At 59.0% G+C, this 12,990-nt stretch carries 11 protein-coding genes and 1 pseudogene; 3 read left to right on the top strand and 9 right to left on the bottom strand.

Going from position 1 to position 12,990, the window contains the following annotated elements; genetic code table 11:
- Positions 1 to 18: 18 nt before the first annotated feature.
- Positions 19 to 159 (bottom strand): annotated as a pseudogene (locus LJ360_RS20015) (hypothetical protein); the annotation flags it as partial.
- Positions 160 to 446: 287 nt separating this feature from the next.
- On the opposite strand from LJ360_RS20015, the gene LJ360_RS08280 reads away from it, so the two are divergent.
- Positions 447 to 1,412: a calcium/sodium antiporter gene (locus LJ360_RS08280; protein ID WP_264995814.1), complete on the top strand. Its 966-nt coding sequence runs from the start codon at positions 447 to 449 to the stop codon at positions 1,410 to 1,412.
- Between the two features lie 50 nt (positions 1,413 to 1,462).
- On the opposite strand, the gene LJ360_RS08275 is transcribed toward LJ360_RS08280, so the two are convergent.
- The 4 genes from LJ360_RS08275 to LJ360_RS08260 form a co-directional block, all read right to left on the bottom strand.
- The gene (locus LJ360_RS08275; protein ID WP_091849717.1) at positions 1,463 to 3,079 is read right to left on the bottom strand and encodes a methyl-accepting chemotaxis protein; all 1,617 of its coding nucleotides are present in this window, start codon (positions 3,077 to 3,079) and stop codon (positions 1,463 to 1,465) included.
- Positions 3,080 to 3,188: 109 nt separating this feature from the next.
- Positions 3,189 to 3,686, bottom strand: a complete 498-nt coding sequence (locus tag LJ360_RS08270) for a shikimate kinase (protein WP_264995813.1) — start codon at positions 3,684 to 3,686, stop codon at positions 3,189 to 3,191.
- Between the two features lie 7 nt (positions 3,687 to 3,693).
- Complete coding sequence (gene sstT, locus LJ360_RS08265; RefSeq protein WP_264995812.1) at positions 3,694 to 4,917, bottom strand: serine/threonine transporter SstT; 1,224 nt, start codon at positions 4,915 to 4,917, stop codon at positions 3,694 to 3,696.
- Between the two features lie 218 nt (positions 4,918 to 5,135).
- Positions 5,136 to 5,735, bottom strand: a complete 600-nt coding sequence (locus LJ360_RS08260) for an outer membrane beta-barrel protein (RefSeq protein WP_264995811.1) — start codon at positions 5,733 to 5,735, stop codon at positions 5,136 to 5,138.
- Between the two features lie 145 nt (positions 5,736 to 5,880).
- On the opposite strand from LJ360_RS08260, the gene LJ360_RS08255 reads away from it, so the two are divergent.
- Positions 5,881 to 7,287, top strand: a complete 1,407-nt coding sequence (locus LJ360_RS08255; RefSeq protein ID WP_264995810.1) for an amidase — start codon at positions 5,881 to 5,883, stop codon at positions 7,285 to 7,287.
- A gap of 60 nt (positions 7,288 to 7,347) precedes the next feature.
- Here the strand turns inward: LJ360_RS08255 and LJ360_RS08250 are convergent, their stop codons facing one another.
- Both LJ360_RS08250 and LJ360_RS08245 read right to left on the bottom strand, forming a co-directional pair.
- Complete coding sequence (locus LJ360_RS08250) at positions 7,348 to 8,727, bottom strand: NAD-dependent succinate-semialdehyde dehydrogenase (RefSeq protein WP_264995809.1); 1,380 nt, start codon at positions 8,725 to 8,727, stop codon at positions 7,348 to 7,350.
- Positions 8,728 to 8,873: 146 nt separating this feature from the next.
- The gene (locus tag LJ360_RS08245) at positions 8,874 to 9,428 is read right to left on the bottom strand and encodes a DJ-1 family glyoxalase III (RefSeq protein ID WP_264995808.1); all 555 of its coding nucleotides are present in this window, start codon (positions 9,426 to 9,428) and stop codon (positions 8,874 to 8,876) included.
- A 98-nt stretch (positions 9,429 to 9,526) separates the two neighbouring features.
- Here LJ360_RS08245 and LJ360_RS08240 point away from each other — a divergent pair, with 98 nt between their 5' ends.
- On the top strand, positions 9,527 to 10,348 hold the full coding sequence (locus tag LJ360_RS08240; RefSeq protein ID WP_264995807.1) for a zinc-dependent peptidase: 822 nt from the start codon (positions 9,527 to 9,529) through the stop codon (positions 10,346 to 10,348).
- Positions 10,349 to 10,423: 75 nt separating this feature from the next.
- Here the strand turns inward: LJ360_RS08240 and LJ360_RS08235 are convergent, their stop codons facing one another.
- Together LJ360_RS08235 and LJ360_RS08230 are read right to left on the bottom strand one after the other, a co-directional pair.
- Positions 10,424 to 12,118 carry a long-chain-fatty-acid--CoA ligase gene (locus LJ360_RS08235; RefSeq protein ID WP_264995806.1) on the bottom strand — a complete coding sequence of 565 codons (1,695 nt, stop codon included), beginning with the start codon at positions 12,116 to 12,118 and terminating at the stop codon, positions 10,424 to 10,426.
- A gap of 55 nt (positions 12,119 to 12,173) precedes the next feature.
- Positions 12,174 to 12,941 (bottom strand): SDR family NAD(P)-dependent oxidoreductase, encoded by a 768-nt coding sequence (locus LJ360_RS08230; protein ID WP_264995805.1) that lies wholly within the window; start codon positions 12,939 to 12,941, stop codon positions 12,174 to 12,176.
- Positions 12,942 to 12,990 lie beyond the last annotated feature (49 nt).

Below are 12,990 nucleotides of genomic sequence, written 5' to 3'. Positions count from 1 at the left end.
CAGCGTATCCTTGACCAGGGCTGACCAGCCGCCGCCAGGCGCTTCAACGATTATGTTGGTACCGAATTTCTGTCGATTTTGAAGGACGCCTTGCGCAGAGAGACTTGCTAGCCCTTCGGGCAATGACCCCAGACGGTCTAAAGGGATAATTCTTTTCACGGGCAACCCAAGCGCTGAGCATCTCACCAAGTTTGCTTAACTCATAGTTGGTGCTCTTGATTTGTGCAACCTCCCTGAGAGAAAGGGAGGTGATCCATCGTCTATGTTACCTGCATGGCGCCCGGATTATTGTCGAACTACCCTTTCCAGGGTCTTCTACTCGAAGTCACTTCAGCTGAGTTGATGGCGGCAACTCCGCCCAAATCCGGCATAGGTAAAACTTGCTAATTGCATCTAGCCGGTCAATACCGTGCAATCCACTGCGCTGGACACGGGAGTTCCGAACTATGCTGATTGCCCTGATTGCTGTTGTTGCCGGACTGGTGTTGCTGGTCTGGAGTGCCGGCCGTTTTGTTGGAGGCGCTTCTGCCACGGCCACTCATTTTGGCATGCCGCCACTGTTGATTGGCATGGTGATAGTGGGCTTCGGCACGTCCGCGCCGGAAATGGTGGTGTCTGCCCTTGCCGCATCGCAGGGTAATCCGGGGCTAGCCCTTGGCAACGCCTATGGCTCAAACATCACCAACATTGCGCTGATACTGGGTATCACCGCAATGCTGGCACCTATTGCGGTGCACTCCCAGGTGATGCGCAAAGAACTGCCCATTCTCACAGTTGTGACGTTGTTTGCTGGCTGGCAACTGTTTGATGGCGAGCTCAGTCGCATGGATGCCGCTGTCCTGATCGGGGTATTTTTAGTGCTGATAGGCTGGAGCATCTGGTCTGGTCTTCGAAGCCCTTCTGACTCCATGGCAGCGGACGTCTCAACCGAGCTGGGGGTCCACTCCATGCCGATCCGCAAGGCGTTGATCTGGCTGGTGGCCGGGCTGGTAGTGCTGATCATCAGCTCCCGGATCCTGGTGTGGGGGGCGGTTGACCTGGCCACCGCTTTTGGGGTGAGCGACCTGGTCATTGGCCTGACAATCGTGGCCATAGGCACGTCCCTGCCGGAGCTGGCCTCGTCGATCATCGCGGCCCGCAAGGGTGAGCACGACCTGGCTCTGGGCAATATCCTGGGCTCCAACCTGTTCAACACCCTGGCGGTGGTGGGCATCGCCGGAACGATTTCACCCATGGCCGTCGCCGGCGACGTACTGACCCGGGATCTGCCGGTCATGGTGCTGTTGACCATCGGATTGTTCGTGCTGGGGTATGGCTTTCGTGGACCTGGCCGGATCAACCGGTTTGAGGGGGCGGCGATGCTGGCTGTCTTTATCGGTTATACCGGTTACCTTGCCGCTACCGCTTTCTGATCAAAGGGTCCGGGAGACCGGCCACGCAGGATGCGTGACCGGACCGGAGGTCAGGACTGCGACAACCGGAACTGTTCGATGGTCTTGCGCAGGGTTTCTGCCATGGCCAGCAGGTCACCGGCGATACGGGCAGTTTCCTGGGCGTCACTGGAGGTCTGCTCTGCCGAGCGGCTGATCTCGATCACATTCTGGTTGATGGAGTCCGAGACCTCGCTCTGCTCGTTGGCCGCGTTTTCCATCTGTTCATTCAGACCGGTGATCTCGCGCACCTCGGTGGCAATGGTCTGAAGTTCCTTTTCCACCCGCAGTATGGCGTCAACCTGTTGCTGGGCCATCTCTGAGGCATGGCGCATGGTACCCACGCACTCCACCACTTCCTTCTTGAGCCCTTCAATCGTGCGGCGAATCTCCTCGGTGGAATCCTGGGTACGAGAAGCCAGCGCTCGCACTTCATCCGCCACCACCGAGAAGCCACGGCCCTGCTCCCCTGCCCTGGCGGCTTCAATGGCAGCGTTCAGGGCCAGCAGGTTGGTCTGGTCAGCGATCTCGGAGATCAGTTCCAGGCGGGTGGCCATTTCCGTCGTGCGCTGGTCCAGTTGCCCGATGCGGTGGGCACCTTCCTGTACTTCCGTGTTGAGCAACTCAATACCTTCCACGGCCTTGCGCGCCAGGCCCTCGCCATTCTCGGCAGACCGGGTAGTGTCGGCGGACTTGCGTGCAGTGGAAACGGCGTTTTCGCGGACCTGGACCGCGGAAGCGGCCATCTCCGTGGTGGCACTGGCCACCTGGTCGGTATTGTCTTTCTGGGCCAGCACCTCACGCTCGGTGGTTTCTGCCTTCGCGGCGATGGCACGGGCAGCGGTCTCCACTCGGGCAGCGCTGTCCATAACCGTATTCATGCTCTCGCGAATCTTGCTCACCATGCGGTTGAAGGCACGGGAGACGGAGCCGATCTCATCATTGCGGGTCACCTCAAGCTCCAGCGAGAGATCGGAATTACGGGAAATCTCGTCCATCCGATCGTGCAAGCCCTGGAGCCTCGAAAACACCAGCCGCCCCAGGAAGACGGTGGTAAGCAGGAAGATCACCAGAAAAATCAGTACCTGAATGCCACCGTTCACCATCAACTGCTGCTGCAGTCGTGCGTCACTCGCCGCCAGGGAGTAGTCCACACGAATGGCCCCAAGCACATCCCCTTCCTGCGCCTGGTGGCAACCAAGGCAATTGACACCCTGATAGTTCTCGCTGGCGACCACAGGCTCAATCATGGTGAAAACACGGCCCTGCTCGTTCTCGCTGTACAACTCAACCTTTTCACCGTCCAGCGCGCGCAGATCCTCAGGCTCCCGCCGCTGCTCATCGGAGTTGCCGGCACCGTACATGGCGTTAAGCTGATCACTGCGGATCACCCGCACATCCAGCACATCCTCCGGTGCCGTTACCTTATTGCGGAGCACTTCCCGGTTGCCGATGGTGCCGGTCACCATCATCGTATTCAGGCCGTCGAAATAGGACTTGGCCAGGTTATCTACGTACTTGTGACTGAACTCCTCGAGGTGCGCCTGCTGGGACCAGGAGCTGTAGGCCAGGGTAAACACCAGGATGACGGTAAAGGCGAGGGCCAACGCGGCAAGTAACAGGAAACGGATGGAGTATTGTTTTTTCATGGGGTCCCGGGATCAGTGAGCAACTACAGAATTGACGGCCGTACGGCGGATTACTTTATACCTCTGCGTCAATTTTTTACTGATCTGGGTCAGGTCAGAAACGACTCTCTCAGCTCACTGCCGAAAGCACCGCCTCACACACCTCATCATGAGTAAGGCCCGCCCCATTCACCGTTACATCCGCGTAGCGGGTGTACAGCGCAAAGCGTTCCTCAAACAGCTCGGACAGGGATTGATCAGGCCGTCGGGAAATACCTCGCAGGCTGTAGTCGCCGATGCGCTCGATTACGACATCCAGGGGGATGTCCAGGAAGACCACCGTTCCACTTGCTTTGAGGTGTTTCATGGCAGCGTCGCTGTATACGGCACTGCCGCCGGTGCTGATGACGTGGTTAACGACGGTGAGCTTGAGCAGCACCTGCTCCTCGATCTTTCGCAGAGCCTGGTAGCCGTCCTGGTCGACGATTTCCTGCAGTGTACGCCCCGTCTCCTGCTGGATCAGCAGATCGGTATCCACAAAGCCCAGGCCCAGTCGCTTGGCCACGAGCACACCTACGGTGCTCTTGCCGCTGCCGGGCATGCCGATAAAGACCAGGTTGCGTGCCATCGCCTGATTACCCCTCTTTGCGCTCGGCTGCACGACAGGCGGCAGCGGTGAACAGTACGTCGGTAGACGAATTCAGGGCCGTTTCCGTCGAATCCTGGACAACGCTGATCACAAAGCCAATGGCGACCACCTGCATGGCAACTTCCGTAGAAATACCGAACAGGCTGGTCGCCAGCGGAATCAGCAGCAACGACCCGCCAGCAACACCGGAAACCCCGCATGCCGCCAGGGCTGATACGACGCACAGCAGCAGTGCCGTAGCAAAGTCCACCGGGATGCCCAGTGTATTCGCAGCGGCCAGGGTGATGACGGAAATGGTGATCGCTGCGCCCGCCATATTGATAGTCGCACCCAGCGGGATAGAAATGCTGTAGGTGTCCGGGTCGAGCTTTAGCCGTTCACACAGCTCCATGTTAACTGGAATATTCGCAGCGGAGCTGCGAGTAAAGAACGCTGTGATGGCACTCCCCCTCAAACAGGCAAAGACCAGGGGGAAAGGGTTCTGGCGGGTTTTCAGGAACACGATCAGCGGGTTGGTCACCAATGCCACAAAGAGCATGCAACCGACAATAACGCCCAGCAGCCGGCCGTATTCCAGCAAGGCCCCCATACCTGTCTCAGCCAGCGTGTTGGCCACCAGGCCCAGAATACCCAACGGCGCAAAGCGAATTACAGTATGAACAATACCCGAAACGGCATCTGACAGATCGTTCAGCACCTTGCCGGTGGCCTCATTGGCCTGTCGGAGCATGAAACCTAACCCCACAGCCCAGGCCAGTATGGCAATGAAGTTGCCTTCCATCAGCGCGGTAACCGGGTTAGCGACCATACTCAGCAGCAGGTCCCGCAGGATTTCGAAAATGCTTCCCGGTGGCTCGCCGCTTACCTCCGGCATATCCAGCGTCAGCTCTGTCGGAAAGATAAAACTGGCAACAACCGCAACCAGGGCAGCGATGAGGGTGCCAACGATATATAGCACCAGAACTCCACGGATATGCGTGGGCTGCCCCTTCTCATGGGCCGCTATGGCGGCTGCCACTAGCACGAACACAAGGATAGGAGCGACTGCCTTCAACGCCGAAATAAACAACTGACCCAGGATGGAAAAGGACTTGGCAGTCTCGGGCGAAGTCAGCGCCAGCGCTACCCCGGCAATGATGCCGATCGATATCTGAGGGATCAGGCCCAACTGCAGAAGGGGGCGAAAAAACTTGCTTAACCCGTTGGACACGAATGTCTCCTATTGGTCAGTGACGGGCAACGTCTCCGCCACAGGTAGTTCAGATAGTCTGCCCCTGAAACAAAAAAAGAAAAGCAGATCAGCGATATGCTGATCTGCTTTTCTTTTTATAGTGTTTGGAACAATTTGTACCGAGTATGATACCGCTGCCTGGCTATTGGCCGCAAATTGAGCCGGCTCTCAGCCAGGCGGAGCATGGCGCGGACGGATCAGAACCGGACTTCAGGCCCGAAACTGAAGACCTGGATATCGGTCTCGCCGATGTCGTCGTTGCCAACATCAACGAGGTAATCCCAGTCTGCCCGCAGGCTGATGTCCTGGTTGATATCGTACCGCGCGCCGAGACCTGTGCGCAGAGCGACACCATCTTCTTTGTCGGAATCAGAAATCCGAGCCAATCCATTGGTAGCGCTGACATTGTAATCAATCAGCCAGTACATGGCGCCAGCTTTGGCAAAAACCTGAAATGGTCCTGTTCCGGGGATTCCAAACTGCAACGTGGCATCAGCAAAATGGCCGTTTGCCTCGGCTGCGGCAGTGATGCCTAGCGCACTGACAGAAGCATCCACATCGTCCATATAGCGATATCCGAACTCGATATCCGTATAACCATTGAGCTGAACACCGCCATGGATACGTCCGGTGAACGCCGTGTCATCGCAGGAATCGAGCGCACTGTCGCAAAAGTCTTTCACTTTCGCTTGCCCGAAAGACAGCCCAAAATAACCGGTTCCACCTTCTGTGGCATTGGCCTGGCCAGTAAAGGCGAGCAGTGTCGTGGCAGTAATCAACAGCGTTCTGGTTTTCACGTGTACATCCCTTTAAGGTTGTGGATATTTGAAGGGTCGCGAGTATCAGCAGATAGTTAGCAACCTTCAACCCGGTTTAACGAAGATTTACATTTGGCCCTCCCTGATCGGACCGGTAATAACCCAACAAGCAGAAGGTCAGACAATGCCCCTGAACAATCCCGAATTCGCCACCATGACCGACCTTGCCAAAGCCTACCGGTCCCGCGAACTCTCCCCCGTTGAGGTCACCCGGCTGATGCTGGAGCGGATCGAGAAGCTGGACCCTCACCTGCGCAGCTTTGTCACAGTAACCGCCGACAAGGCCCTGGCGCAGGCCCGGCAGGCAGAGCAGGAAATGGCGCGGGGAGAATTCCGGGGACCAATGCACGGCGTTCCGGTCGGGTTGAAGGACCTGTGCAGGACCGCGGGTATCCGCACCACCTGGGGCACAAAGGTGCTCTCCGACTACATACCTGACGAAGACGCGACCGTGGTGCGCCGACTGGCAGACGCTGGCGCGGTAATGCTTGGAAAACTGCAGATGACAGAAGGAGCCTTTGGAGCCCACCATCCGGACATACCCGCCCCCCTCAATCCCTGGGGCGATGAATACTGGTCCGGCGTGTCGTCCAGTGGTTCCGGGGTCGCTACGGCGGCGGGCCTCTGCTACGGCGCCGTTGGCACGGATACCGGCGGTTCCATCCGCTACCCGTCCGGCGCTAATGGCTTGACCGGACTGAAACCAACCTGGGGCCGGGTCAGCCGACATGGAGTGCTGGCGCTGGCAGACTCCCTGGATCATATCGGCCCCATGACCCGTTCAGCCGCCGACGCCGGTGCCATGCTGGGCGCCATGGCCGGGGAAGATCCCCAGGACCCCACAAGCCTCTCCGCTCCGGTGCCGGATTACCTGGCCGATATCGACAAGGGTTTGCGGGGACTGACGATTGGCATTGCACCTGCTGACATGGACGGGGTGTGCGATGCGGCGACACTCAAGGTCATCGACGAAGCCAGGCGGGTGCTGACCGAACTGGGCGCGAAAGTCACTGAATACCAGGTGCCGCCCAGCTCGGCTGCAATGCGAAACAACTGGGGCCGGTACTGTGCGGTAGAGACAGCCATCGCCCATGAGGCCACCTACCCGTCACGCAAGGACGAATATGGACCCGTGCTTGCGGGACTGATCGAAGCTGGCCGGCGCCTGGGCGCCACCGACCTTATGAAAATGCATCACACCCGACTCATGTTCGCCGGCGATCTGCGCAAACTCTTTGGGTTATTCGATTTACTGCTGGTGCCGGTGCATCCGTTCAGCAATCCCACGATTGAAAGCTATAACAGCCTGCTGCGTGACCCGCAGACCATGAACGAGTCGTTACGCTATACAGCCCCCTACAATATGTCCGGAAGCCCCACTATCACCCTGCCGGGAGGTTTTACCGACACAGTTCTGCCGGTAGGCTTTCAGCTGGTTGGGCGGCACCTGGATGAAGCCTTACTGGTGCGAGCCGGGCATGCCTTCCAGCAGGTCACTGACTGGCACAAACGACACCCCCAGTCGGCCTGACACCCAACAGAAAAACCAGTCGTCACCCCGTTCCTGGCAGGGTGACGACCGGTATCCCCATCATGACTCGGTAATCATCACCGACTTCACATTCACAAACTCATGCATGCCAAAGCCGCCATGTTCCCGGCCATAGCCGCTTTCCTTCACCCCGCCGAACGGCAGGTTGGGCTGGGCCAGGTTGTAGCCGTTGATGTTGACCATGCCGGTATCAAACTCTTCCCTGGCCATTTCGATGGCACGGGCTTCGTTCTGGCTGAAGATACCGCCACCGAGGCCGTAGGGGGAGTCGTTGGCCACTTTCATGGCTTCCTCGGCGTCTTTTACTCTTATCAATGACGCCACCGGGCCGAACAGTTCCTCATCGTAGGCGGGCTGGCCTGGAGCGACGTTTTCCAGCACCGTCGCCGGGTAAAAGCAGCCCTTGCCTTCCGGGATCTCTCCACCCAACAGGCAGGTAGCGCCGTTATCGACGGACTTGCGAACCTGCTCATGCAGGCCATCACGCAGGTCTTTCCTCGCCATCGGTCCCATTACAGTTTCTTTCTGGGTGGGGTCACCGAAAGTGATCTGTTTCATCTGCTCCAGGTAGGCATCCCGGAACTGGTCGTAGATGGCGTCTTCTACAATGAAGCGCTTGGCCGCAACACAGGTCTGACCAGTGTTGTAGACCCGTCCCTGCACGCAGTACTGCACCGCTTTTTTCAGATCTGCATCCGCCAGGATCAGGTAGGCGTCGTTACTGCCCAGCTCCAGCACGGTTTTCTTGAGCACCTTGGCTGCTCGTTGGGCCACCGCACGACCGGCGTTGGGACTGCCAGTCAGGGTCACACCACGAACCAGCGGGTTCTCAATAACATCGTTGGAGACGTCATGGTCGATCAGCAGGGTGCGGAAGGCATTTTCCGGGAAGCCGGCATCGCGATAGAGCTTCTCTACTTCCAGGGCCATGCCCCACACGTTCGGCGCGTGCTTGAGCAGCACGGTGTTGCCGGCAATCAGGTTGGCGGCACTGTAGCGAATCACCTGGTATAGCGGGAAGTTCCAGGGCTGGATACCGTAGATAACCCCCTCCGGCTGAAAGGTCACCAGGGCACGGCCACCGTTCAGTTCCCGCTCCTGGTCGGCCAGTTCTTTCGGGCCCTGCTCGGCGGTGTATTCACAGATGGCGGCACAAAGCTCGCACTCCTGTTTGCCCTGGGCCAGGGTCTTGCCCATTTCCCGGGTCATCAGTCTGGCGTATTCGTCCTTGCGCTCACGGATCAGTTCCGCGGCTTTGCGGAACGCCTTTGCCCGCTCGTCAAAGCTGGTCTTCCGCCAGGTCCCGAAGGCCTCGTGACATTGTTGGACAACCTTTGCAGCCTCGTCCCGGGACATTAGCTGGTAGGTTTCCAGTACCTCATCGGTTGCGGGGTTGACGGTTTGATAGGTGTCAGACATCGCCTTGCCTCCATTTTGGAGAAGTGAAGTTGCGTCCGTTTGACGTCGCCATCGGTGGTACGAAGTCATCCCGAAAATGTAGCAGTCACAATCCCAAAACGAGGCAAAGATTACCGAATCTTATTGTGGCAGCAGTGTTGCTCCATTCAGGGCAACATCATTGGTGCGGCGACCTGGTCACGTACATCCTCGCCACATACGCGGGCCACCAACTCGAGTGCAAACTCCAGGGCAGAACCGGGGCCCTGACTGGTGATGCAGTTGCGATCCACAACCACCCGTTCATCAACCCGTGACTGGTCTGGCAAGGCCTCGCGGAAGCCTGCATGCCCCGTAGCGGCAACCCCGTCCAGCAGGCCGTGGGGCGCCAGTGCCACCGCGGGGGCTGCACAGATGGCGGCGTACCAGAAGCCTGCGTCCCGTTGCTTGCGCAGGCGGTCTATCAACAAGGCACAGTCCGACAGGTTCCGGGCACCGGGCATGCCGCCGGGCAAGGCAATCAGGTCATAATCGTGGTCGACGCAATCCTGTAGCAGGGCGTCAGCCGTAATGCGCGTACGGCGGGACGCTGTGATGGTCTTGTGCTCATGGACGCTGGCCACGGTGACCTCCACATTTGCGCGCCGGAGCACATCAATGATAGTGACGGACTCGATCTCTTCACTGCCATCGGCAATGGGTACCAATGCGGTCTTGTTCATGGAACCTCCGATTAACACTTGTTGGCGACCTGGTTTGGTCACATTACTGTACTATAGCAATAGCATCTCCGACGTCCCGCAAGGATCGGCCATAGCCCATGTCCCCTGCTATCACCTTCGCCCTGTTTGCCCTCGCCGCCATCACCTTTGCCGTGTTCTATCTGTTCTTCTACCGGAACTGGCGGCGGAAACGCGAGTTGAAACGGCCATTCCCCAGGGCCTGGCGCAAGCTGCTCAAATCACAGGTACCCCTCTATCGACGCTTGCCTGCACAATTTAAAAGGGAGCTGGAACAGCGAGTGCAACTGTTCCTGTCCGAGAAGGACTTCTACGGCTGCGACGGGTTCGAAGTGGATGACCGGGTGCGGCTCACAATTGCCGGACACGCCTGCCTGCTGATCCTCGCCCGCTTCTACAGCGACTACGACGAGGTACGGAGCATACTGGTCTACCCCGGCGCCTATTACGTGACCGAACCTCGTCAGAACGGCATGGTGGTGGATATGGAACACCAGGTACGCGCCGGCGAGGCGTCGTCGTTCGGCCAGGTTGTGCTGTCCTGGGATGACTGCGAGCACGCAGCTCGGGCACCGGGCAGTGACCACAACGTGATTCTCCACGAGTTCGCCCACCAGCTGGATTACCTGGATGGCAGTGCCGATGGCGCCCCTCCGCTAGCCGGGGAGCAGGCTCGTCACTGGCAAGAAACCATGAGCGAAGCCTACGAACAGCTGCAACTGTCCGTCGCACGGCACCAGGAAAGCTGGCTCGACCCTTACGGGGCCACTGAACCCGCAGAGTTCTTTGCGGTACTCACGGAAACCTTTTACCAGCAGCCGGCCCACCTGAAGCAACAACAGCCCGGCGTATACCAGGCCCTCTGTAGCTTCTATCGGTTGAACCCGCTGGACTTCCATTAACTGTCACGCGGCGGCCGGAGCCCCGGTAGGATGACTGTCATCCGAGGCAGTCATCCCCTTAAGATACACCTGCGGTCAACGCCCTACTTCAGCATAGAGCTCTTTCTTTGAGAGCTTGCCGACCGGCGTTTTCGGCAGTTCTTCGCGGATTTCCATGCTGTGAATCATCTCGTGCTTGCCCAGACGGGGCTTCAGGAACGCCTTCATCTCGTCCAGGGTGGGTTCCGGCTCGCCGTTCCGCACTGTGATATAGGCCCGGGGACTCTGGCCCCGGTATTCGTCCGGTACGCCAATGACCGACACCTCAGCCACCGCCGGGTGCTCGTAGATGGCCTCTTCGATATTACGCGGATACACGTTGTACCCACTGCAGATGATCATGTCCTTGGTACGGTCGACAATGTAGACGAAACCTTTTTCATCCATCCAGGCCACATCACCGGTTCGGAAGTAGCCTTGGGCTGTCATGGATTCGGCCGTGGCATCGTCTCGCTTCCAGTAGCCTTTCATCACATTCGGGCCCGCGATACACAGTTCGCCCCGTTCACCCTGGGGCATCTCCTGGTCGCTTCCGTCCATGGCGATGATCTTGAGATCGATACCTGGTACCGGCACGCCACAGGCACCCGCCGGGGGGACCATGCCTTCAGGTGTGAATGTGCCCAGGGCGGCGGTTTCTGTCATCCCCCAGCCTTCCTTGACGGAGCAACTGGCGGCTTTCTGGAAGCGCTGCTGGAGTTCTACGGGCAACGGCGCACCACCGGAATTACACAGCTTGAGAGAGCCCAACTGATAATTCCCCAGGTCGGGGCAGGCCAACAGTGCGGAGAGCATGGTGGGAACTGCCGGGAACACCGTAATTTTCTCTTTCTCGATGGTTTCCAGCGCAGCATGGGGGTCGAACTTGAGGTGCTGGTACAAAGTGGCGCCGTTACGCAGGCCAAACAGCATGTTCACCACGATGGAGTAGATATGGAATGGCGGCAAGACCGCCAGGACCCGCTCTTCGCCGGAAGCCACGGTCGTTTTCAGCGCCGAGCCCAGCTGGTCTGCCGCAGCGGCAATATTACCGTGGGTCAGCATGGCCCCTTTCGGTGCACCGGTGGTGCCTCCCGTATATTGCAGCACAGCCAGGCCGTCCAGGTTCTCCGACTCCGGGTAACGCTGCCAGCTACCATCGTTATCCAGCAGTTGGTCAAAGCCCATCACTCGCTCGTCCGCCGGCCACTCGGCCAGTTCACCGGCCTGGCGCAGGTGGTCTCGAACCGCTTCCGGTTGCAGCGCAAAGTCCTCAACCGACCCCACCACCAGTTTCTGCAGCCTGGAGTTGCCGAGGAACCCAGCCATTCTGGGCAACAGGGCTTGCAGGTCCAGGGTCACCATGATGTCTGTTTCACTATCGGCGATCTTGTGCTCAAGGATGCGGTCGGCATCCAGCGGCGAATAGTTCACCACCACACCCCCAGCACGCAGGACACCCAGGAAGCCGATAATGCCATGCGGGGTGTTGGGCAGATACAGGCCAACATGGACACCCGGACCCACACCCAGTTTTTGCAGTCCAGCTGCCATGCGTGAGACCAGCCGGTCCAGCTCGGTGTAGGACAGGTCCCGCCCCATAAAATTGACAGCGACCCGGTCGGGCCATTGTTTCGTGGCGTCCGCCAGCATCTGGTGAACGGCACGGCCGGACAGTTCCGGCTGGTGGGGAATCTCCGGCGGATAGCTTGCGAACCAGGGGGCATCGGGGGCGACAGGGTTGTTTTTCATGGGGACTCCTGAAGTCGGTTGTTATTGTATGGGGGTGTCGGCGGAGGCAAGGGTGTCAGGCACCGAAGGCGGTCCAGCCACCGTCCACCATGATGGTTTCACCGGTAATGTAGGACGATGCTTCGGCCGCCAGGAATATGGCTGTGCCCACCATCTCCTCCGGGCGGGCCATGCGCTTCATGGGGGTACGGGCCGCCACTCGCTCCGCAAAGTCTGCCCGGGTATCGGTGATGGCCTTCACCAGCGGGGTTTCGGTATAGGCCGGCGCCAGGGCATTCACCCTCACGCCCCGTTCCGCCCACTCTACGGCCAGTGTCTTGGTCAGCATGTCGACGCCACCCTTGCTGGCGCAATAGGCGGAAGAGCCGGTAAGCCCGGTCTTGCCGGCAATGGACGAGATGTTGACGATGCTGCCACTGCGCTGGCTGAGCATATGACGGCCGACTGCCTGGGCCATCAGGAAGACCCCGGTCAGATTGATGTTGATGATGGTCTGCCAGTCTTCCAGGGGCAATTCTTCGGCGGGCTTCTTGATGGTGAGCCCGGCATTGTTGATCAACACGTCAATCCGCCCGAATTCGTCGATGGCGGCGTCTACCGTGGCGGAGATCTGGCCCGGGTCGCTGACGTCACAGGGCGCCACCAGCGTGCGTACACCCAGGGCCTCGGCTTCCTTCGCGACCGCTTCCAGCTCATCGCGACTGCGGCTGCACAGCACCAGGTGACTGCCGGCTTCCGCCAGCCCCAGGGCGATGCTGCGACCAATGCCGCGCCCGGCCCCGGTGACCAGGCTGACCTTCCCACTCAAATCGAATAATGACATGGTATTACTGCCTTTTATGGGGTTGTTTTTATTGGGATGACCTAAAGCA

Origin of the sequence: Marinobacter sp. AN1 (genome assembly GCF_026013985.1) — a bacterium.
In the GTDB taxonomy this organism is placed as follows: Bacteria; Pseudomonadota; Gammaproteobacteria; order Pseudomonadales; family Oleiphilaceae; genus Marinobacter; species Marinobacter segnicrescens.
This window is presented reverse-complemented; position numbering and strand designations above follow the sequence as displayed.

What these genes read in the sequence shown, in the direction of transcription:
- LJ360_RS08280 (WP_264995814.1), top strand. Translation starts at nt 447, where the DNA reads ATGCTGATTGCCCTGATTGCTGTTGTTGCCGGACTGGTGTTGCTGGTC.
- LJ360_RS08275 (WP_091849717.1), bottom strand. Translation starts at nt 3,079, where the DNA reads ATGAAAAAACAATACTCCATCCGTTTCCTGTTACTTGCCGCGTTGGCC.
- LJ360_RS08270 (WP_264995813.1), bottom strand. Translation starts at nt 3,686, where the DNA reads ATGGCACGCAACCTGGTCTTTATCGGCATGCCCGGCAGCGGCAAGAGC.
- LJ360_RS08255 (WP_264995810.1), top strand. Translation starts at nt 5,881, where the DNA reads ATGCCCCTGAACAATCCCGAATTCGCCACCATGACCGACCTTGCCAAA.
- LJ360_RS08250 (WP_264995809.1), bottom strand. Translation starts at nt 8,727, where the DNA reads ATGTCTGACACCTATCAAACCGTCAACCCCGCAACCGATGAGGTACTG.
- LJ360_RS08245 (WP_264995808.1), bottom strand. Translation starts at nt 9,428, where the DNA reads ATGAACAAGACCGCATTGGTACCCATTGCCGATGGCAGTGAAGAGATC.
- LJ360_RS08240 (WP_264995807.1), top strand. Translation starts at nt 9,527, where the DNA reads ATGTCCCCTGCTATCACCTTCGCCCTGTTTGCCCTCGCCGCCATCACC.
- LJ360_RS08235 (WP_264995806.1), bottom strand. Translation starts at nt 12,118, where the DNA reads ATGAAAAACAACCCTGTCGCCCCCGATGCCCCCTGGTTCGCAAGCTAT.
- LJ360_RS08230 (WP_264995805.1), bottom strand. Translation starts at nt 12,941, where the DNA reads ATGTCATTATTCGATTTGAGTGGGAAGGTCAGCCTGGTCACCGGGGCC.